At 68.9% G+C, this 20,159-nt stretch carries 16 protein-coding genes; 9 read left to right on the top strand and 7 right to left on the bottom strand.

Going from position 1 to position 20,159, the window contains the following annotated elements; genetic code table 11:
• Window positions 1-29 precede the first annotated feature (29 nt).
• The gene (locus FBZ88_RS22945; protein WP_145613575.1) at window positions 30-644 is read right to left on the bottom strand and encodes a carbonic anhydrase; all 615 of its coding nucleotides are present in this window, start codon (window positions 642-644) and stop codon (window positions 30-32) included.
• A 287-nt stretch (window positions 645-931) separates the two neighbouring features.
• Here FBZ88_RS22945 and FBZ88_RS30385 point away from each other — a divergent pair, with 287 nt between their 5' ends.
• The 6 genes from FBZ88_RS30385 (at window position 932) to FBZ88_RS22970 (ending at window position 9,875) form a co-directional block, all read left to right on the top strand.
• A complete protein-coding gene (locus FBZ88_RS30385) occupies window positions 932-1,390 on the top strand; it encodes a hypothetical protein (RefSeq protein WP_186464564.1) in 459 nt (152 codons plus the stop codon).
• A gap of 190 nt (window positions 1,391-1,580) precedes the next feature.
• A complete protein-coding gene (locus tag FBZ88_RS22950; protein WP_186464565.1) occupies window positions 1,581-2,876 on the top strand; it encodes a DUF445 domain-containing protein in 1,296 nt (431 codons plus the stop codon).
• 250 nt (window positions 2,877-3,126) lie between these two features.
• Complete coding sequence (locus FBZ88_RS22955; protein WP_145619421.1) at window positions 3,127-4,371, top strand: tetratricopeptide repeat protein; 1,245 nt, start codon at window positions 3,127-3,129, stop codon at window positions 4,369-4,371.
• 383 nt (window positions 4,372-4,754) lie between these two features.
• Window positions 4,755-6,782, top strand: a complete 2,028-nt coding sequence (locus tag FBZ88_RS22960; protein ID WP_145619422.1) for an OPT family oligopeptide transporter — start codon at window positions 4,755-4,757, stop codon at window positions 6,780-6,782.
• Window positions 6,783-6,956: 174 nt separating this feature from the next.
• The gene (locus FBZ88_RS22965) at window positions 6,957-8,558 is read left to right on the top strand and encodes a DUF1800 domain-containing protein (protein WP_145619423.1); all 1,602 of its coding nucleotides are present in this window, start codon (window positions 6,957-6,959) and stop codon (window positions 8,556-8,558) included.
• Window positions 8,559-8,576: 18 nt separating this feature from the next.
• Window positions 8,577-9,875, top strand: coding sequence for a DUF1501 domain-containing protein (locus FBZ88_RS22970; RefSeq protein ID WP_145619424.1), 1,299 nt, complete (start codon window positions 8,577-8,579; stop codon window positions 9,873-9,875).
• 56 nt (window positions 9,876-9,931) lie between these two features.
• Here the strand turns inward: FBZ88_RS22970 and FBZ88_RS22975 are convergent, their stop codons facing one another.
• The 4 genes from FBZ88_RS22975 to FBZ88_RS22985 form a co-directional block, all read right to left on the bottom strand.
• A complete protein-coding gene (locus FBZ88_RS22975; RefSeq protein WP_246138816.1) occupies window positions 9,932-11,380 on the bottom strand; it encodes a methyl-accepting chemotaxis protein in 1,449 nt (482 codons plus the stop codon).
• Between the two features lie 234 nt (window positions 11,381-11,614).
• Entirely contained in the window at window positions 11,615-12,256 is a 642-nt protein-coding gene (locus tag FBZ88_RS22980) for a DUF1826 domain-containing protein (RefSeq protein WP_186464566.1), read from the bottom strand.
• Window positions 12,253-12,528 (bottom strand): hypothetical protein, encoded by a 276-nt coding sequence (locus tag FBZ88_RS30390; RefSeq protein ID WP_186464567.1) that lies wholly within the window; start codon window positions 12,526-12,528, stop codon window positions 12,253-12,255. Before FBZ88_RS30390 ends, FBZ88_RS22980 begins: the two co-directional genes overlap by 4 nt.
• A 54-nt stretch (window positions 12,529-12,582) precedes the next feature.
• Entirely contained in the window at window positions 12,583-14,076 is a 1,494-nt protein-coding gene (locus tag FBZ88_RS22985) for an MFS transporter (RefSeq protein ID WP_145619426.1), read from the bottom strand.
• A 129-nt stretch (window positions 14,077-14,205) separates the two neighbouring features.
• Here FBZ88_RS22985 and FBZ88_RS22990 point away from each other — a divergent pair, with 129 nt between their 5' ends.
• On the top strand, window positions 14,206-15,114 hold the full coding sequence (locus FBZ88_RS22990) for a LysR family transcriptional regulator (RefSeq protein WP_145619427.1): 909 nt from the start codon (window positions 14,206-14,208) through the stop codon (window positions 15,112-15,114).
• On the opposite strand, the gene FBZ88_RS22995 is transcribed toward FBZ88_RS22990, so the two are convergent.
• The gene (locus FBZ88_RS22995; protein ID WP_211102777.1) at window positions 15,111-17,063 is read right to left on the bottom strand and encodes a potassium transporter Kup; all 1,953 of its coding nucleotides are present in this window, start codon (window positions 17,061-17,063) and stop codon (window positions 15,111-15,113) included. The genes FBZ88_RS22990 and FBZ88_RS22995 overlap by 4 nt on opposite strands.
• 145 nt (window positions 17,064-17,208) lie before the next feature.
• Window positions 17,209-18,459, bottom strand: a complete 1,251-nt coding sequence (locus FBZ88_RS23000; protein WP_211102778.1) for an ABC transporter substrate-binding protein — start codon at window positions 18,457-18,459, stop codon at window positions 17,209-17,211.
• A gap of 195 nt (window positions 18,460-18,654) precedes the next feature.
• On the opposite strand from FBZ88_RS23000, the gene FBZ88_RS23005 reads away from it, so the two are divergent.
• Window positions 18,655-19,461: an ABC transporter ATP-binding protein gene (locus FBZ88_RS23005; RefSeq protein ID WP_246138817.1), complete on the top strand. Its 807-nt coding sequence runs from the start codon at window positions 18,655-18,657 to the stop codon at window positions 19,459-19,461.
• Window positions 19,454-20,158 (top strand): ABC transporter ATP-binding protein, encoded by a 705-nt coding sequence (locus FBZ88_RS23010; protein WP_145619428.1) that lies wholly within the window; start codon window positions 19,454-19,456, stop codon window positions 20,156-20,158. The genes FBZ88_RS23005 and FBZ88_RS23010 overlap by 8 nt, the downstream gene beginning before the upstream one ends.
• The last annotated feature ends 1 nt before the right edge of the window (window position 20,159 follow it).

The raw sequence follows: 20,159 nt of genomic DNA on the forward strand, positions 1-20,159 counted from the left end.
CGCCCTTTGTCGTTTCGGTCGCGTACCGGTTAGAGGGGAATACCCTCGATGCCCTCCTGCACCGACTTGAACTGGCCCGTGGCCTGGTTCAGCAGCAGCAGGTCGGCGTCGGCCACGTCGAACAGGCAGCCGTGCAGGCGCAGGCCGCCGGCCTCCACCGCCGCCTTGATCCAGGGGAAGGTCAGCAGGTTGGCGATGGTCAGGCGGATGACCTCGCGCTCGGCATCGGCCACGTCGTTCGCCTTGCCGCGCACGCTCTTGGCGATGGACATCCAGTGGCCGATGAAGTCGCCGTCGGCCTCACCCTCCGCCATCAGGGCCTTAACGCCGCCGCAGTGGGTGTGGCCCATGACGATGATGTCGCCCACGCGCAGCTGGCGCACGGCGAATTCCAGCGCGGCGCTGGTGCCGTGGAAATCGCTGTTGGGCTGGTAGGGCGGGATCAGGTTGGCTACGTTGCGGATGATGAACAGGTCGCCAGGCCCCGCCGAAAAGATCATCTGCGGGTCCACCCGGCTGTCACAGCAGGCGACCACGGCCGCGCGCGGGTTCTGCCCCACCTCGGCCAGCCATTGGAAGCGGCGGGCATATTCGGGAAGGGCGCTGGCGCGGAAATTCAGAAATCCCTCGATGAGCTTCCGCATAAAAGGTGTCTCCCGAAGTCATTGCGGGCCCGAAGTCATTGCTGGCCCGACATCGTTGCCGGAACATCGGAGCCGCCCCGATTGGTGGCCGTCGGCCATTGGTCTACTGGCTGATGGCGGCAAAATCCAGTCCCGTCGGCGGGATGGGCCCTCGCGCCCGCGGCGACCGGCCCGCTCCACCACCTGGTTAACCCGATCGGCGGCACCCACATAAAGAGATGGCCCGGCGCAAGGAAAGCCCGCAAGCTGGTCCGCCAGGAAAAGTTGCAACCCCTGAACCCGACCGCATGAACCATCGCCAAATCCTGGATGCGGCCCTGCGCAGCCAGCCCGCCCCCCGCAGCCGCTACCTGAACCTGGTCGCCGACCGGGTGGAGCGCGACGGCCGCTTCGCCGACCGCACCCACCTCCTGTACCCTGTGCTGGCGCGCGCCGCCGGGACGGTGGAACCCATGCTGGAACCCGTGGAATTCGTCGACCTGCTGGCCGAGTTCCTGGCCCACCATGGGGCGGCCATCGGTGCCGCGCTGTACGACCGCGCCTATCTCAAGGATCCGGACCGGGCGTTGGCCGGCCCCGCCAGCCTGCTGTCGGGCTGGATATCCGCCCGGATCCTGGATGGCCTGCAGTCCGGCCGCTATCGCCCGCCGACCGACCGCACCTATCGCTTCCATTCCGACAGCGGCGACATGGACGGCGCGCTACGGGGCTTCCCCTTCCATGAAGAGGATGCCGCCGCCGACTGAGGCCGGCGGCCAATCGCCGCAACCTGCGGCTTTCAGGGAACCGACTGGCCGGCGCCGCGGTTTCGACGTCACGGGTGGTTCCGTCCCGGTGGCTTTGCCCCGGTGGTTCCGTTCCGTTGGGGCCATATGGTCCGGGACAGCGCCGCCGGTCGCCGTCATCATGAGGCCCGCCACACCTCCCGGGATGCCCATGCCTGACCACTCCCTGCCCCTGCCCTTCGACCCCGCCACCGCCGGCGATCGCGCCGCCGCCCTGCGCCGCTGGCGGCGCATCGCCGGCCTCTACCTCGCCACCGTCGCCTGTCTGTGGCTGGCGGCACGGCTGGTGCCGCGCCTGCTGCCCGACTATATCGGCTGGCCTTGGCCCGGGTTCTGGAGTCTTCTGCGCGCCGTGGGGGAGGCGGGACTGGTGGGTGGGTTGGCCGACTGGTTCGCCGTCACGGCTCTGTTCCGCCATCCGCTGGGCGTCCCGGTGCCGCACACCGCCCTGGTGCCGCAGAACCGCGACCGCATCGCCGACGGCATCGCGACCTATATCGACAGCGAATTCCTCGCCCCCGACCGGCTGCGCGGCCAGGTGCAGCGCCTGAACGCCGCCGACCAGCTGGCCCGCGCCCTGGCCGATCCCGCCAACCGCGCCCAGCTGGCGGACCTGGCGCTGGCCTCCCTTCCGCGGCTGCTGTCGCGCGGACGGGAGGCGGCCTTGCGCGAGGCGCTGGCGCGGGCGGCGATGGAGGGCCTGCGCGCCATGGACATGCGGCCCATGGTCGCCCGCCTGCTACGCGACGCCATCAACAGCCCCCTGTTCGAAGCCCTGATCCAGGAGGTGTCGGATTACGGCGTGGTGCTGATCCACGGCAGCCGCCCACACATCCGCGACGCGGTCGCCACCCGGTCGAAATGGTGGATGCCGCGTACCCTGGACCGCAGCCTGGCCGACCAGGTGACGGATGCCCTGGCCGGTCACCTGTTCGACCTGCGCAGCCCCTACAGCGAGGCCGGTCACGCCCTGCGGCAATGGCTGGCGGAAATCCCCGACCGCATCCTGGACGGCGACCCGCTGGGCGACCGGCTGGCGTCGGTGCTGCGCAACGCGGTGGACATCAAAACCTTGCGGCTGCTGCTGCACCACCTCATCGGCCGGTTGAAGTCGGCGGCGCTGGAGGACGCGGCCAAGCCGGACGGCGTGCTGCGCGACGCGCTGGACGCCATGTTGTTGTCGCTGGCGCAGGAGTTGGAGCAACCGGCCACCCGCGCCCGGCTGGACGCGGCGGTGGAGGGGGCCTTCCTGGCCGCCATCCCGGGCTGGCGCGTGTCGATCCGCAGCTTCATCACCGACACGCTGAAGGCGCAGGACGCCGCCGATTTCGCCCGCCGGCTGGAAGAGGGCGTGGGCAAGGATCTGCAGTTCATCCGCATCAACGGCACGGTGCTGGGCGCCCTGATCGGCGCCGCCCTGTACCTGCTGGACCTTACTTTCGGCTAAGCCATCCCAGTCGCCCCTGGCCCTTTTGCGCCGCCCCGCTTTTGACAGAAGACGGGTGTAGGGGTTGACGAGCACCCGTTCCATCCCGCAGGGTCGCCCCGCCAGGGATTAACCCTATCCTTCCGTGGCAGCGGTGTCCCCATCGGGGGGGAATCGCGGCGGCGGGGAGACGGTTGCCCGAAGTCGACCTTGGCCCCTTCGACGCGACGCCGGACCGGGCCATCACATGATTGCCATCGACGAGGACCGAATGCGCGCCAAATTCTATCCCCTCATGCTGGGTGCCCTGCTGGCTGCCGGCATCGGGTCCGCCCAGGCCAAGGACAAGGACAAGGCCGACGCCACGCCGCCGGAAAAGCAGATCAGCAAGGAGCTGACCCCGTCGCTGCAGGCCGCCCAGAAGGCGCTGGACGAGAAGAACTACCAGGCCATCATCGACGCCACCGCGCAGGCCGAGGCCGCCAAGGCTGACCGTACGCCGTACGAGAACTTCTTCATCGCCGAGATGCGCGTGCAGGCCTACCTGGGCCTGAACGACACGCCGCACCTGATCGACGCGCTGGAGGCCGAACTGGCCACCAACCAGCTGCCCGAAGCGGACGCCGCCAAGCGCGAGCGCACCCTGTCGCAGCTGTATTACCAGAACAAGGACTACGCCAAGTTCCTGGCGAAGTCGGACGCCGTTATCCAGAAGGGCGGCGCCACGCCGGAGATGTACACCCTGCGCTGCCAGGCATCCTGGTCGCTGAAGGACTGGGCCGCGACCGACACGAACTGCAAGCAGGCCATCGACGCCGATGAGAAGGCCGGCAAGCCGGCGCAGGAGCAGGTTTACCAGATGCTGGTGGACAGCGCCGCGCAGCGTAAGGACTACAGCAGCTACGTCGACTACATCGCCATCCTGCTGCAGCACTACCAGAAGCCGGACTACTGGGCCGACTACCTGGCTTTCCTGCCGCGCAAGCCCGGCTTTTCTTCCGATCGCCTGGCCCTGGACCTGTACCGCCTGAGCGCGCGCGTCGGCGCCATCAAGGGCGCTAACGAGTATCTGGAGTACGCCGACCTCGCCACCCACGCCACCCTGCCGGGCGAAGCCAAGGCGGTCCTGGAAAAGGGGCAGAGCCAGCTGGCCGGCAACCCGACCGCCAAGCAGATGCTGGCCGAGGCGACGAAGGCCGCCGCCGAGGACCAGAAGGGCATCGACAAGCAGGTTGCTGAAGTCTCCAAGGCCCCCACGGGCCTGCCGCTGGAGAAGCTGGGCGAGGCCTATGCCAGCTACGGCAACTACACCAAGGCCATTGAGCTGATCCAGAAGGGCATCGACAAGGGCGGCCTGAAGAACCCCAACGACGCCAAGCTGCACCTGGCCGTCGCCTATTTGAACGCCGGCCAGAAGGACCAGGCGCAGAAGGCCTTCCAGGAACTGACCAGCGCGCCGGAGGGTGTCGGCGAACTGGCCAAGGCCTGGCTGCTGTACCTGAACCAGCCGGCTTGATGCCGTCTCCCAAGCGCCCCTGACCACGCGTCTCATGCCGACAGCCAGCGACCGCTGGCCCCGCAGCGAGCACCGGAGGGCGGAGCGAGGATAGCCAAGGCCGCGGATGCGGCCGCCCGGCGCCTGAGGGAACCGCGTCAACGACGCAATAAAGTGAGGAACGGGGTCGGCCCAGCGCCGGCCCCGTTGCTTTTTGGCGGGAAAGCCCCGGATTCTGGCCTGGTCCGTCCGGCTGGCCTCGACGGGGCCGGGGGCGCCCGCTAAACTCCCGGCCCATCCAGTCCGGCGCCCGCTTGAAGGGGCTCACGAAAGCGGCCGGCGCCTACACGACGACGTCGATACGACGCAGATGGGGATTCCTCACATATGACGGATTTCATCCGATGACCCGGTTCGCGCGCAGCTCGATTAGGGAACTGACCCTGCGCGGCATCATCCTGGGTGCCTTGATCACCGTGGTGTTCACCGCCGCCAACGTCTACCTGGGCCTGAAGGTGGGCCTGACCTTCGCCTCCTCCATCCCGGCGGCGGTCATCTCCATGGCGGTGCTGCGCCTGGCCAAGGACAGCACCATCCAGGAAAACAACTTCGTGCAGACGCTGGCCTCATCCGCCGGCACCCTGTCTTCCGTCATCTTCGTGCTGCCCGGCCTGGTCATCGTCGGTTACTGGACCGGCTTCCCCTTCTGGCAGTCCGCCGGCATCTGCGCCGTAGGCGGCATCCTGGGCGTCATGTACACCGTGCCCCTGCGCCGGGCCATGGTGGTACAGGGCAACCTGCCCTACCCCGAGGGCGTGGCCGCGGCCGAGGTGCTGAAGGTCGGGTCCCCCGACACGGCCGGCGAGGCCGGCGCGGACGAGGCCGCCAAGGGTGCGGGCCTGCGCGACGTGATCGCCGGCACCCTCGTTTCCATCGGGTTCTTCCTGATGACGGCGATGCGCTTCTTCACCGAGCAGTTCCAGGGCTTCCTGCGCATCGGCAATGCCGTCACGGGCCTGGGCACCGGTCTGTCGATGGCCCTGCTGGGCGCCGGCTACCTGGTGGGTGCCACCGTGGGCTTCGCCATGTTCGTGGGCGTGGCCATCGCCTGGTTCGGCGCCGTGCCCATCCTGACCTGGCTGCACCCGCCGATCGACGGCATGGACCTTATCAAGTACGCCAACAGCGTCGTCTGGCGCCAGCAGGTCCGCCTGATCGGTGCCGGCGCCATCGCCGCCGCCGCCATCTGGACCCTGATCGTCCTGGCCAAGCCGATGACGGACGGCATCCGCGCCTCGCTGAACGCCATGAAGACCGTGCGCGCCGGCAACGCCCACTCCGTCCCCCGGGTGGAGCAGGACATCCCCTTCCACTACGTCATGGCCATCGCCGCCGTGCTGCTGGTGCCGCTGGCGGGCCTGTTCATCTCCTTCATCCTGGGCACGCCGCTGTCCACCCACCTGGTGGTGCTGGTCCTGGCCGGCGTCGTCTTCGCCGCCGTCATGGGCTTCATCGTCGCCGCCGCCTCGGGCTATATGGCGGGCCTGATCGGCAGTTCCAACAGCCCCATTTCCAGCATCGGCATCCTGGCGGCCATCGCCTCGTCCCTGCTGCTGGTCACCCTGCTGGGCAAGGACGGGGTGGCCGATCCGGTCATCCGCGGCGCCGCCGTGGCGCTGGCGCTGTTCACCACCTCGGTCGTGCTGACCATCGCCACCATCGCCAACGACAACCTGCAGGACCTGAAGACCGGCCAGCTGGTGGGTGCCACGCCCTGGCGCCAGCAGGTGGCCCTGGTGCTGGGCTGCATCGTCGGCGCCGCCGTCATCCCGCCGGTGTTGAACCTGCTGCAGCACGCCTACGGCTTCGCCGGGGCGCCGCTTGACCCCGGCATGGATCCGGCCAAGACCCTGGGCGCCCCGCAGGCGACGCTGATGGCCACCCTGGCCACCGGCATCCTCAGCGGCAAGCTGGACTGGTCCATGCTGGGCATCGGCGCCGTGGTCGGCATCTGCCTGGTGGTGGTGGACGAGGTGCTGAAGGCCACCACCCGCCGCTTCCGCCTGCCGCCGCTGGCCGTGGCCCTGGGCATCTACCTGCCCATGACGGTCACCGTGCCCGTCAGCCTGGGCGCCCTGCTGGCCTACATCGTCGACCGCGTGCTGGCCCAGCGGGCCAAGGCGGCCGGCGTGCCGTTCGGGAAGTTCGCCGACGTGCCCCAGCGCCGCGCCATGCTGCTGGCCTCGGGCATGATCGTGGGTGAAAGCCTGTTCGGCGTGGCCCAGGCGGCCATCATCTCGCTGACCGGCAACCAGGAACCGCTGGCGGTCATGGGCGACAGCTTCGCCGGGGCGGCCGAATGGCTGGGCGGCGCCGTCTTTCTGGTGGCCTGCCTGTGGAGCGTCCGCTGGGTGCTGGCCGAACGGAAGTAACCGGCACCCGATATCAAGTGGGGCGAAAAGTCCCATCCCGAAAGGGTTAGAAAGGGGGTCCCATTAGGGCCCCCTTTTTCTATCCATAGTTCCTACCGCTACTGGCGGACGCCGGGTTGGGACCGGAAATAGAGTAGCATGGGGGTCGGATCGATTGATCAAGGAGGGCCGGGAATGGTCGTCCCCACCCCAGTTGCGGCCGTTGGCGCCGCCCCGTCGCAGGAATGGATATTCCTGAACCGCTTCGCCTACGGCCCCCGGCCCGGCGACGCCCAGGCCCTGAAGCAGCAGGGTATTTCCCATTGGCTGGATGAACAGTTGCGCCTGGCCACCGCCGGCACCGGCCCGGGGCCGGAATGCCAGCAGAAGCTGGACAGCGCGGTCATGCGCATCAAGTACGATGCCGGCGAAGGCTGGGCCGCGCTGGATGAGATGCGGCCCTTGCGCACCCTGAACCAGCCGGTGGACGCGCTGTGGTCGCTGAACGATCCGAACCATAAAGCGCCTTACCAGGAACGGATACGCCCGCGTCTGGAGATGGCGGCGGCCACCGTTATCCACGCGGTCTACGACCCGGCCCAACTGCGCCAGGTCATGACCCTGTTCTGGCACGACCATTTCTCCGTAAACGCTGGCGACAGCTACACCGCCCCAGCCCTGCCGGCCTATGACGCCCTCCTGCGCACCCATGCGCTGGGCAATTTCCGCGATCTGCTGGAGGCGGTGGCGACCAGCCCTGCCATGCTGATCTACCTGAACAACCGCTCCTCGCGCGGCGGGGCGGCCAACGAGAACTACGCCCGCGAGCTGTTCGAACTGCACACCCTGGGCCGCGACGCTTATCTCAACACCCAGTACGACCGCTGGCGCGACGTGCCCGGCGCCCTGAAGGGCGCGCCCGAGGGCTACATCGACCAGGACGTCTACGAGGCCAGCCGCGCCTTCACGGGATGGAGCATCCAGAGCGGTCAGGATCTGGGCGGTTACAAGGCGCCCAACGACGGCCGCTTCACCTACATCGAATCCTGGCACGACAACTATCAGAAGCGCGTGCTGGCGACGGAGTTCGACAGCTATCAGCCGCCGCAGAACGACGGCCGCAAGGTGCTGGACCTGGTGGCCAACCACCCTGCCACCGCCCGCTTCGTCTGCGCCAAGCTGATCCGGTCGCTGGTGGGTGGCGACCCGTCGCCCGACCTGCTGAAGGCTGCCGCCGCGACCTGGCTGGACAACCGCCAGCGCCCGGACCAGATCGCCCGCGTGGTGCGGCTGATCGCCCTGTCGCCCCAGGCCACGGCCAACTGGGGCGCCCGGCCCAAGCGGCCGCTGGAGTTGGTGGCCAGCTTCGCGCGCGCCACCGGCATCCCCGTCACCGCCAGCGAGCCGCTGGTGGGGACCATGGATAGCGCCGGGCAGCGGCTGTATGCCTGGCCGAGCCCGGATGGCCACCCGGTAGCAGACGACTATTGGCTGGGCGCGCAGAACATGCGGATCCGCTGGACCCTGGTGCTGGGCCTGGCGGAGGGCTATTGGATGCCCCCCGGCCTGTCCGCCATGGCCCAGATGGGGCCGGCCGCCGCCCACAGCGGCCAGGCGGTGGCCTTTTGGTCCGACCGCCTGCTGGGCAGCCCCACGGCCATCGACGCCGCAGCACTGCTGGGCGGCCTGTCACTGGCCGCCGACGCGCCGCCCATGGTGGACAATAAAACCGGCGAATTCGCCAACCGCCGCCTGGCCGCTTACGTGGCCATGAGCCCCGCGTTCCAGCTGCGCTGAGCGGGAGGAGAGACGATCATGGCGTTCAATCGACGCGAGATATTGAAGACCCTAGCCGCCGCCGGCGCCCTGACGGCTGTGCCCGGCCTGGGCCAGCTGGCCTTCAGCACCCCAGGCCTGGCGGCGGATGGCAACGGCAAAATCCTGGTCGTGCTGTTCTTCCGCGGTGGCATGGACGTGTTGAATTTCATCGGTCCGGCCAATGACGCGGTCTATATCGACGCGCGGCCGGCCGACCTGCGCCTGCTGGACAGTGGCGACAAGGCCGGCATCGCGTTGGACAGCGGCCTGGCCCAAGGCGTGGACTTCCGCCTGCACCCCGAGGCCGCCGCCCTGCATGAGCTCTACCGCCAGGGCGACCTGGCCATCGTCCACGCCACCGGCCTGTCCAACGCCACCCGCAGCCATTTCGAGGCACAGGAACTGATGGAGCGCGGCCTGGCGGAGGAACCCAAGGGCAACGGCGTCCTCGGCACGGAGGGTGGCTGGCTCGCCCGCCTGCTTCGCCAGATGGGAAGCAATGGCGAGCTGGTGGCGGTCAGCACCGCCGGGGGCGTGCCCAAGCTGCTGCAAGGCTATCCCGAAGCCCTATCCATTCCCGATCTGCGCGGCGGCTTCGGCCTGCCCGGGGGGCCTAGCACCCAGGCGGTGCTGGAGCGGCTGTACCCCGCCGCCAGTCAGGCGGCGTCCTTCAACCCCAATGTCGCGCGCGGGGGCCGCGTGGCCCTGGACGCGGCCCTGCGCCTGAACGCCGCCCTGCCCAAAGGCCCGGACGGCAAGGTCCTGGCCTACCAGCCGGAGCATGGCGGCGCCTTCGAGGGCGAGATCGGCCGGTCGCTGGAGACGGTGGCCCGCCTGATCCGCATGGACGCCGGCCTGAAAGTCGCCTGCGTCGACATGGGGGGCTGGGACACGCACGAGGGCCAGGCCGGCCGGTTCAAGAATCTGGTGCACCAGCTGTCGGGCTCGCTGAGCACTTTCTGGAACGACCTGTCGGCCTATCACGACCGCATCACCCTGGTGACGGTCAGCGAGTTCGGCCGCCGCCTGCGGGCCAACCGCAGTGGCGGCACCGACCACGGCCATGGCTCGCTGATGATGGTGCTGGGCGGGGGCGTGGCGGGCGGCCGCCTGCTGGGCCGCTGGCCGGGCCTGCAGCCGCAAGATTTGGATGAGCGCGTGGACTTGGCCGTCACCACCGACTATCGCGACGTGCTGACCAGCGTGCTGAAGCATCGCATGGGCGTGGGCCAGGTGGACGCCGTCTTCCCCGGCTTCCATCCGGGCAGTGGCGATCCTGCCCTGTTCAGGGCGTAGTTGGGGCCTACAGCGGCGTGGGGGCACCTCCTCACGCCGCTGACCCCGGATTTCCATTACCGCGCCAGCACGTGCGCGGCCCGCTTGGTGGTGGTGACGGCCTCGCCAACTTGGCCGATGGCCGCGGCGATGCCGCCGAGGTTGTTGGTGACCGTCTCCACCGCCACCGCCGTGCGCTGCATGTTGGAGGACATGTCCCGGGTCACGGCGCTCTGTTCCTCCACGGCGCTGGCGGTGGAGGTCACATATTCCCGCACCGTGCCGATGGATAGGCGGATGGTGCCCAGGGCGCCCACCACCTCGCCGGAGACGGCCTGCATCCCCTCGATCTCATCGGAGATTTGCTGGGTAGCGTTGGCGGACTGGGTGGCCAGGTTCTTCACCTCCGTCGCCACCACGGCGAAGCCCTTGCCGGCGTCGCCGGCCCGCGCGGCCTCGATGGTGGCGTTCAGGGCCAGCAGGTTGATCTGTCCGGCGATGCCGCGGATGACCTCAACCACCCCTTCCATGGAGCGCGCCACCTCAGCCAGCCGCTGGGTGGAGGCATCGGCCTTGTCGGCCAGTTCGGCGGCACTTTCGGCCGCCGTCCGCGATTGCGCCATGCTCTGCGAAATTTCGCGGATGGATGCCGCCAGTTCCTCGGCACTGGACGCCATCATCTGAACGGCGCCGGAGGTTTCACCGGCGGCGGTCAGGGCGTCGGCCGACTGCCGCGTGGTCTGGTCCATGGCGTGGTCTATCTCCCCGAAGTTCTTGTCGATCAAGACCTTCAGGTCGGCCAGCATCTGCACCTGGCGGGTGATGTCGGTGGCGTACTTCACCACCTTGAACGGACGGCCGTTCAGATCGAAGATCGGGTTGTACGACGCCTCGATCCAGACCTCGCGCCCGCCCTTGCCCAGGCGGCGGAACTGGGCCGCCTTGTACTCGCCGCGGCGCAGCGCGTCCCAGAAGGCTCGGTAATCGGCGCTGTCGCGATAGGCCGGGTCCACGAACATGGCGTGCGGCTTGCCCTGCACCTCGGCCAGTGTATAGCCCAGGGTGTTGAGGAAACCGTCGTTGGCGGTCAGCACGGTGCCGTCCATGGTGAATTCGATCACCGCCTGCGACTTGCGGATGGCGTCCATCTGGCCCCGCAGGTCGGCATATTCCGTCTTTTGCGCCGTGACGTCGGTCGCGTACTTCACCACCTTCAGCGGTCGGCCCTTGGTGTCGAGGATGGGGTTGTAGGAGGCTTCGATCCAGACCTCCTTGCCGCCCTTGCCGATGCGCTTGAACTGTGCGGCCTGGTATTCCCCGCGCCGCAACGCCTCCCAGAAGGCCTTGTAGGCGGCGCCGTTCCGCTCCGCCTCTTCCACGAACATGCCGTGGGGCCTGCCCTGGATCTCGGCCAGGGTGTAGCCCATGGCCTTCAGGAAGTTCTTGTTCGCGGTCAGCACAGTGCCGTCCATGGCGAACTCGATCACCGCCTGGGACCGGTCCAGGGCCGTCAACGTGGCTGCCATGACCCGGAACTTCTGAAGGAAACCAGCCAGCATCATTTCATCACTCCAAAAAATCCAATATTCCAAGTCAGCCGTGATGGCAGATTCACAAGATTCAGAAAGGGCGCGCTTGCCAGAGCCAAGACCTGGAAGGCGCAGGAGGATTGGATATTTCATGAAGTATGATGAAAACCTTGCCGGCCTATTAATGTTCGCGCACCGTTAACACCACCAACGGGATATATACGCGAAAGGTCAGGTAGGCACCCAAGCCTCGGGGGACGCGGCGGACGGTAGGTTCAGGCACAGGACCAGGCGCGCCTGGCCGGTGCCGGCGATGGGGGGTGAGCGATGGACGACACCCTCCCCAGAGGCGTCGCCCGGTGTTTCGCCACAGCCCTTGAACAGCGCCACGGCATGGCGCGGCATCTCATACAAGGGTCCCTGGTAGCGCCGCTGCTCCGCCAGCGCATGGGCGGCATCGATGGGTGCGACCACTTGGGTGCCTGGACCCCGATAGGTCGTGATCAGGCGCAGCCGCACATGGTCGCGGTGGAATTTCCAACAGGCATCGCCTTCCACCACCTCCAGCCGAAGGTCCACCCATTCCCCGCCCGCCACATCCAGGAAGCGGCGGCTGAGATCCACGATGTCGGCGGCCAGCGCCAACGGCGCACCGGTTCCATCCAGCAGTGGCGCCAGGGCGGTATCCACGTCACCAAGGCGCGCCAGGAAACGGCCTCGGGGCAGGCGGTCCGCCGGCAGCGCGTCCAGCCAGGGGTCCAACGCGGCGCCAGGGAAGCGGTCCCGCCGCCACAGCGCCAATCCCACCGCCGGATCCGATACACGGCCCAGCACGGCGGGGCTGGCATCCTCGACAATGCCGGCGCCGGTCATTGCCGCGTCCGCCCGGCCACCAGGTCGTCCCCCACCACATCGCCACCGATATGGGCCGCCAGGGTGGCCAGCACATCGGCCACCCCTTCCGCCCCATAGACGGCGATCAGGCGGGGCAGCAGTTCCACCAGGCCGGCGGCCAACGCGCTGTGCGCGGGGATGCCCGCCGCCTCGCATCGCGACAGCGCCCCCTGGAAGGTGAGCAGGGCTTCGGCGAAGCGGGGCGGCACCACGCCGGGGGGCAGTCCAAGGGCGGCGGTGAGGGTGGGCATCGGGCTCGGGCTCCGGTATTGAAAGAGAAGCCCAAGAAATGTAACGTTATAACATTACATTTCAAGCGAGGAATGCCGTCGCGCCTTGGCCGTCACCAGCAGGGCCAGGGCCACCAGGCCGCCCGCCACCAGGAAGGTGACGCGCATGCCGGCGGCGACCGCGCCCGCCGGGGCGGTGGTGATGTCGGGCACGCCGGAGGCCAAGGCGAACACCGCCCCCAGGGCCGAGGCGCCGGTGATCAGGCCCAGGTTGCGGGCAAGGTTCAGGATGCCGGAGACGACACCCCGCCGGCCGGCAGGAACACCCGACATGACGGCGGTGTTGTTGGCCGCCTGGAACAGGGCGTAGCCGGCGGTCAGCACGGCGATGGACCCGACATAAGCGGCAACACCCCAGATGGGCCCTTGTGGACCCAGCCCGGCCAACGCCATCAGCACCGTCCCCGCGACCATGGCGGCCAGGCCGGCGACACTCGCACACGCCGCGCCGAAGCGATCGACCAGCCGGCCCGCCGGCACGCCGGCCAGGGCGGACATCAGAGGACCGGCCGACATCACCAGCCCCACGCCGGCGGGGCTCAGGCCCACGGCGCGGGCCAGGTAGAACGGCCCCACCACGAAGGTGGTCGCCATCACCGTCGCCACAGCGCCACTGCCCGCCAGGCCGGGCCCCACCACCGGGTCGCGCAGCAGGCCCAGGCGCACCAGGGGCGAGACCACTCGCGCCTCCACCAGCGCGAACAGCCCGGCGCCCACGACCGCCGCCGCCAGCAGCGCCAGGTTCAGCACGCCCCAGTGCCCCCGTCCTAACGTCATGGCCAGTGCATACAGCGCCAGGGTGCCGCCCAGCAGCACCGTGCCGGCCGCATCGAAGCGGGGCCGGTCCGAAGATGATGACATCCTATCCGCCGGCTCTCTGTTCGCCGGCCCCCTATCCGCCGGCCCCCTATCCGCCGGCAGGGCCCACCAAGCCAGCAACAGGGCCAGCCCGCCCAGCGGCAGGTTGACCAGGAAGATAGCCCGCCAGCCCCAGGCGGCGATCAGCGCGCCGCCCAAGGACGGGCCCAGCGCAGTGCCCACAGCCGACATGGTGCCCATCAAGCCCATGGCGCGGCCGATGCGATCCTTGGGTACCGTTCCGCCGACGAAGGCCAGGGCCAGCGCCGTCATGGCCGATGCGCCCAGCCCCTGCGCCGCCCGCGCGGCGACCAGGGCACCCAGGCCGGGCGCCAGCCCGCAAAATCCCGAGGCGCCAGTGAACAGGGCCAAGCCGATCAGCAACAGGCGGCGGCGCCCCGTCAGGTCCCCCAGCCGTCCGACGCTGACGATCAGGGTGGTCATGGCCAGCAGATAGGCCAGCACCACCCATTGCACCTGCTGGAAAGGTGCGCCCAGGGCCCGCGCCAGGGTGGGCAGCGCCACGTTGGCCACGCTGGTACCCAGGGAAGACAACAGTACGCACAGCGACAGCGTGGCCAGAACCCACCGGGCCCCCACCGGGGCCGCCTCCGCCACCGTGATTGGTTGATCCACACTCATTGAGGCCATGTCACCCTCCGCTCATTGGTTCGGGCGGACGGTAGCCGGCGCGATGACATGGCGGAACACGCACGGATTGCAGTATATTCGTGCACACCACGCGCTATATCGCGTCGCACCGCATGCTAGGGATACGTCATGGCCACCCTGCCCGACCTGAACCTACTGATCACCCTGGACGTGCTGCTGAGCGAGGGCAGCGTGGCCAAGGCCGCGCGCCGCCTGCGGCTGAGCCCCTCGGCCATGAGCCGGGCGCTGGCCCGCCTGCGGCAGGTAACGGGCGACCCGCTGCTGGTGCGGGCGGGCCGGGGCCTGGTGCCCACGCCCCATGCCCTGGAGCTGCGCGAGCGAGTAGCACCCCTGGTGCGGGAGGCGGAGGCTGTGCTGCGCCCGGCGGAGGGGCTGGATCTGGCGCGCCTCACCCGCACCTTCACCCTGCGCACACGGGAAGGATTCGTGGAAAGCTTCGGCGTTGCGCTCGTCAACCGGGTGGCGCGGGAAGCGCCGGGTGTGCGCCTGCGTTTCGCGCCCAAGCCGGACAAGGGCAGCACGCCCCTGCGCGACGGCGCCGTGGATCTGGAAACCGGGGTGGTGGGCGACAGCATGGGGCCGGAGGTCCGCGCCCAAGCCCTGTTCCGCGACCGCTTCGTCGGCGTGGCGCGGGCCGGGCACTCCTTGGGCCTAGGTACCCTCACCCCCGCCCGCTTCGCCGCCGCCCGCCACATCGCCGTGGCCCGCCGCGACCATGACCCGGACCGCCGCCATGCCCCGGTGGACGCGGCGCTGGAACCGCTGGGCCTGGCGCGCGACGTGGCCGTCATCGTCGGCGACTTCTCCGCCGCATTGACCCTGGCCCGCGCCACCGACCTGGTGGCGACAGTGCCGGAGCGGCATACCCTGACCTTGCGCGAGGGCCTGTTCAGCTTCACCCTGCCGGTCGATGTGCCGGAAATCACCGTGTCGTTGCTCTGGCACCCCCGCCTGGACGCTGACCCCGCCCACCGCTGGCTGCGCGGCTGCGTGCGGGAGGTCTGCGGGGAAAATTAGACCTCCAGCCTGAACCCCACTTCCATCACCTGTTCCGGCGGCAGGTGGAAGTAATCCGACGCCCGCAGGCCCAGGCGCTGCATCAGGTGATAGGCGGTCCAGATGGGGCCGGACAGGGCGGGGTTCCGCTCGGCGCGGATCAGCCGCTCATGCGAGATGTAGTAGGTCACCTCCTCCCGGCAGAAGGCCAGGCCCAGGCGGGCCAGGCCGCGCATGACCGTGGGCACGTCCGGTTTCTGCATGAAGCCGATGCGCACCGTCACCCGCCAGAAGCCGTTGCCCACCTGCTCCACCGAAAGGCGCTCACCGGCCGGCACGCGGGGCCGCTTGGTCGGCACCAGGGTCAGCAGGATGACATGCTCATGCAGCACCCGGTTGTGGGTGACGTGATGCACCAGCATGGGCGACACCCGGTCGGCCGTGCGGGTCACGAACACCGCCGTGCCGGGCAGGCGGTGCACCACCGTCTCCTCCACCTGGCGCATGAAGTCGGCGAAGGTGGTGCCGCCCTCGCTCAGCTTGATCTGCACGATGGCGGTGCCCTTGCGCCAGGCCACCATGAGAAAGGCGATGAAGCCGCCGATCGCCAGCGGCAGCCAGCCGCCCTCCAGCAGCTTGGTGCTGTTGGCCACCAGGAAGGCCAGGTCGATGGCGGCGAAGAAGCCCATCATCAGGTTGGTGGGGATGGCCGGCCAGTTCCACAGCTCGCGCATCACCCGGCGCAGCAGGATGGTGGTGATCAGCATGGTGGCCGACACGGCGATGCCGTAGGCGGCGGCCAGCGCCTCGGAATGGCGGAAGCCCAGCACGATCATCAGGGTGGCGATCATCAGCAGCCAGTTGACCACGCCGACGTAGATCTGGCCGTAGGACTTGCGCGAAGTGGGGGAGATGGACATGCGCGGCAGCAGGCGCAGGGTGATGGCCTGCCGCGTCATGGAAAACACGCCGGAGATCAGCGCCTGGCTGGCGATGACCGTGGCCATGGTCGCCAGGATGACCAAGGGCACCAGCGCCCAGTCCGGCGCCAGGCGGTAGAAGGGATTGTCCACCGCCTCCGGCTTGTCCAGCAGCAGGGCGCCCTGGCCCAAGTAATTCAGGATCAGGGCGGGGAAGACGACCACAAACCAGGCCCGGCGAATGGCGCCGGCGCCGAAGTGGCCCATGTCGGCGTACAGGGCCTCCGCCCCCGTCAGCGCCAGGAAGACGGCGCCGAACACGGCGAAGGCCACGCCCGGCGCATGCACCAGCAGGTGTTCCGCCGACAGCGGATTGAAAGCGATCAGAATGTCCGGCCGCTGCATCACATGGCTGAGGCCAGCCAGGGCCAGCACGCCGAACCACAGCGCCATGATGGGACCGAACAGGCGCCCGATGACGCCGGTGCCGCGGTACTGGATGGCGAACAGGGCCACCAGTACCGCCACGGTCAGAGGCAGGACGAAGGCGCCCAGGTGGCTGTCGGCCACGACCAGTCCTTCCATGGCCGACAGGACGGAGATGGCGGGGGTGATGGCGCCGTCGCCGAACAGCAAGGCGGCGCCGCAGATGCCCAGGAACACCACCATCGGCACCATCTCCTTGGCGCTGGGCGGATGCACCAGGGACAGGAGCGAGAGGATGCCGCCCTCGCCATCGTTGTCGGCACGCAGCACCAGGGCCACGTACTTCACCGCCACGATCAGGATCAGCGCCCAGATGATCAGGCTGACCACCCCCAGCACGTCGCCCTCGCTGGGCACACGGCCGTGATGGGTGACGGCGCCCAGTGCCGTCTGCATGGCATAGAGGGGGGAGGTGCCGATGTCGCCGAAGACCACCCCCAGCGCCCCCAGCATCAGCATGCCGCGGCTGCCGTGAACATGGCCATGGCCATGCTGTTCATGCAGGCCATCGGTCGCCGGGGCGGCACCGCCCTCGTCCTTCGCCATCGGTTCCGCGCTGGTCATCCGTCCGGTCCCCGCCCCAATCCCCGCAAAGAGTCGCCTACCCCAGGTGGGCCTACTGGAGATAAGCCACCCCGTCCGACCTTCTACCGCCGGTGCGGTCGGGGCGGCAATGCGGCGAATGGGGCTTCAAAAACCGGACGCCGGATCAGGAGGCCTTTTTAGTGAGGGGGCAGGCGCCCTTGTCCTGGGCCTGGTAGGCCTCCTCCCCCGGAATGGTGCGCAGCAGCTTGTAATAATCCCAGGGCTTCTTGCTTTCCTCCGGCTTCTTCACCTCGAACAGGTACATGTCGTGCACCATGGTGCCGTCCTCGCGCACCGTGCCCTTGGCGAACATGTCGTCCACCGGAAGCTCGCGCATCTTGGCCGCCACCGCCTTGGCGTCGGTGGTGCCCGCCGCCTTGACCGCCTTCAGGTAATGCAGGACCGAGGAATAGGTTCCGGCCTGGATCATGTTGGGCATGCGTTTCATCTTCTGGAAATAGCGCTCCGCCCACTGCCGGCTGGCGTCGTCGCGGTCCCAATAGAAGGCCTCGGTCAGCACCAGGCCCTGCGCCGTCTTCAGGCCCAGGGCGTGCACGTCGCTGAGGGTGAACAGCAGGCCGGCCAGCTTCTGCCCGCCCTTGGTGATGCCGAATTCCGCGGCCTGCTTGATGGCGTTGGTGGTGTCGGTGCCGGCGTTGGCCAGGCCGATGACCTGGGCCTTGGACGCCTGCGCCTGCAACAGGAAGGAAGAGAAGTCGCTGTTCTGGAAGGGTGCGTTGACCGCCCCCACCACCGTGCCGCCCTTCGCGGTCACGAAGTCGGTGGTGTCCTTTTCCAACTGGTGCCCGAAGGCGTAGTCGGCGGTGATGAAGAACCAGGACTTGCCGCCCGATTCCACCAGCGCCCCGCCCGTGCCCCGCGCCAGGGCATAGGTGTCGTAGGCCCAATGGAAACCGGTGGGCGAGCAGGCCTCATTGGTCAGCTTGGAGGTCGCCGCCCCCACCACGATGTCGATCTTGCCCTTGGCCTTGGCCAGGTCCTGCACCGCCAGGGCCACGGAAGAGGTGGTGAGCTCGCCGATCATGTCGACGGCATCGGCATCGAACCACTGACGGGCGATGGCGACGCCGGTGTCCGGCTTGTTCTGGTGGTCGGCGCTGAGCAGCACGATCTTGCGCCCCAGCACGCTGCCGCCGAAGTCGTCGATGGCCATTTGCGCCGCCACGACCGAACCGCGGCCGCCGAAATCGGCATAGGTGCCGGATTGGTCGTTCAGGATGCCGATGCGCACCGGCTTTGTCGTGTCCGACTCTGGAGCCGCCCGCGCCGCCCCCAGCGCCAGCAAGCCGAGCGCCGCGGCACCCAGCATTGCCCCGAGAACCACGCGGGCGCGCCGTGTCAGAGTTCCGCTCATCCGCTTCCTCCCGATATCGTTATGGTCGGCGCCCGACCCTGCCGATCCCGGCGCCGCTGCCCACCACTATGCCGCATCCCGGGCGATCCGGGAATGCAACACCTTGAAATATCTTGTTGCCCTGGGCCTAATGACCGCGGGAGACCAGATGCCCGGCGGACAATGCCGGCCAGGATGCGCGACAGGGCAGGCCCGATGACCGACCCCGCAATGACGGACACCCCAACGGTGGTTCCGATAACGGACGTGGTCCTGGAAACACGGGGGCTGACCAAGTCCTTCCGGGGCTTCACCGCCGTGCGCGACCTGGACTTCACCGTGCGCCGGGGAACCATCCATGCCCTGATCGGCCCCAATGGCGCCGGCAAGACCACCGTGTTCAACCTGCTGACCAAGTTCCTGGCGCCGACATCCGGCCATATCCTGCATGACGGCGTGGACATCACCGCCGCCAGCCCCGCCGCCATCGCCCGGCGGGGCATAGGCCGGTCCTTCCAGATATCCGCCACCTTCCCCCATCTGACGGCGCTGGAGAATGTGCGCGTGGCGCTGCAGCGGCGCACGCCCGGCCGCTTCCACTTCTGGCGGCCGGAATCCACCCTGGCCGCGCTGAACGACCGGGCATTGGCCCTGCTGGCCGAGGTCGGGCTGGAGGCGCGGGCCCAGGAACCGGCCGGCACCCTGCCCTACGGCGCCAAGAAGGCGCTGGAGATCGCCACCACCCTGGCGCTGGACCCCGACGTGCTGCTGCTGGACGAGCCGCTGGCCGGCATGGGGCGGGAGGATGTGGCGCGCACCGCCGCCCTGATCCGCCGCACGGCGCAAAAGGAAAACGGCCGGCGGACGGTGGTGATGGTGGAGCACAACCTGGGCGTGGTCGCCGACCTGTCGGACCGCATCACCGTGCTGCAGCGGGGGGAAATCCTGGCCGAGGGCAGCTACGCCGATATCGCCGCCGACCGCGCGGTGCGCGAGGCCTACATGGGGACCGGGCATGCCTGAGACGGTGCTGTCGGTCACCGGCCTGGACGGCCATTACGGCGAGAGCCACGTGCTGCACGGCGTGGACTTCAGCATCCGGGCGGGCGAGGTCGTGACCCTGGTGGGCCGCAATGGCGCGGGCAAGACCAGCACCTTGCGCGCCATCATGGGCATGCTGCCCCGCCGCAGCGGCTCCATCGAATTGAGAGGCCGGCAGTTGATCAGCCTGCCGCCGCACCGCATCGCCCGCGCCGGCATCGGCTACGTCCCCGACGACCGGGGCATCTTCGCCAGCCTGTCGGTGGCGGAGAACCTGGCCCTGCCGCCGCGCGCGCGGGCGGGCGCCTTGAGCGATGGTGAGATCGACGCGCTGTTCCCGCGCCTGAAGGAACGCCGCGCCAGCCCCGGCACCAAGCTGTCGGGCGGGGAGCAGCAAATGCTGGCCATCGCCCGCGCCCTTCGCACCGGTGCCGACCTGCTGTTGCTGGACGAACCGACGGAGGGCCTGGCCCCCGTCATCGTGCGGCAGATCGGCGCGATCCTTCGCGACCTGAAGGGCCGGGGCCACACCGTGCTGCTGGTGGAGCAGAACGTGCATTTCGCCGCCACGGTGGCCGACCGCCATATCGTCATGGAAAACGGCCGGGTGGTGGACAGTCTCGACAACGCCGAGCTGGCTGCCGACCCCGGCCGGCTGGACCGCTTCCTGGGGGTGTGAG

This window comes from Nitrospirillum bahiense, from assembly GCF_007828025.1.
Lineage (GTDB): Bacteria > Pseudomonadota > Alphaproteobacteria > Azospirillales > Azospirillaceae > Nitrospirillum > Nitrospirillum amazonense.

What these genes read in the sequence shown, in the direction of transcription:
- FBZ88_RS23005 (WP_246138817.1), top strand. Translation starts at nt 18,655, where the DNA reads ATGACCGACCCCGCAATGACGGACACCCCAACGGTGGTTCCGATAACG.
- FBZ88_RS22995 (WP_211102777.1), bottom strand. Translation starts at nt 17,063, where the DNA reads ATGACCAGCGCGGAACCGATGGCGAAGGACGAGGGCGGTGCCGCCCCG.
- FBZ88_RS23010 (WP_145619428.1), top strand. Translation starts at nt 19,454, where the DNA reads ATGCCTGAGACGGTGCTGTCGGTCACCGGCCTGGACGGCCATTACGGC.
- FBZ88_RS22985 (WP_145619426.1), bottom strand. Translation starts at nt 14,076, where the DNA reads ATGGCCTCAATGAGTGTGGATCAACCAATCACGGTGGCGGAGGCGGCC.
- FBZ88_RS22975 (WP_246138816.1), bottom strand. Translation starts at nt 11,380, where the DNA reads ATGGCAGCCACGTTGACGGCCCTGGACCGGTCCCAGGCGGTGATCGAG.
- FBZ88_RS22960 (WP_145619422.1), top strand. Translation starts at nt 4,755, where the DNA reads ATGACCCGGTTCGCGCGCAGCTCGATTAGGGAACTGACCCTGCGCGGC.
- FBZ88_RS22965 (WP_145619423.1), top strand. Translation starts at nt 6,957, where the DNA reads ATGGTCGTCCCCACCCCAGTTGCGGCCGTTGGCGCCGCCCCGTCGCAG.
- FBZ88_RS22950 (WP_186464565.1), top strand. Translation starts at nt 1,581, where the DNA reads ATGCCTGACCACTCCCTGCCCCTGCCCTTCGACCCCGCCACCGCCGGC.
- FBZ88_RS22980 (WP_186464566.1), bottom strand. Translation starts at nt 12,256, where the DNA reads ATGACCGGCGCCGGCATTGTCGAGGATGCCAGCCCCGCCGTGCTGGGC.
- FBZ88_RS23000 (WP_211102778.1), bottom strand. Translation starts at nt 18,459, where the DNA reads ATGAGCGGAACTCTGACACGGCGCGCCCGCGTGGTTCTCGGGGCAATG.
- FBZ88_RS22990 (WP_145619427.1), top strand. Translation starts at nt 14,206, where the DNA reads ATGGCCACCCTGCCCGACCTGAACCTACTGATCACCCTGGACGTGCTG.
- FBZ88_RS30385 (WP_186464564.1), top strand. Translation starts at nt 932, where the DNA reads ATGAACCATCGCCAAATCCTGGATGCGGCCCTGCGCAGCCAGCCCGCC.
- FBZ88_RS22955 (WP_145619421.1), top strand. Translation starts at nt 3,127, where the DNA reads ATGCGCGCCAAATTCTATCCCCTCATGCTGGGTGCCCTGCTGGCTGCC.
- FBZ88_RS30390 (WP_186464567.1), bottom strand. Translation starts at nt 12,528, where the DNA reads ATGCCCACCCTCACCGCCGCCCTTGGACTGCCCCCCGGCGTGGTGCCG.
- FBZ88_RS22970 (WP_145619424.1), top strand. Translation starts at nt 8,577, where the DNA reads ATGGCGTTCAATCGACGCGAGATATTGAAGACCCTAGCCGCCGCCGGC.
- FBZ88_RS22945 (WP_145613575.1), bottom strand. Translation starts at nt 644, where the DNA reads ATGCGGAAGCTCATCGAGGGATTTCTGAATTTCCGCGCCAGCGCCCTT.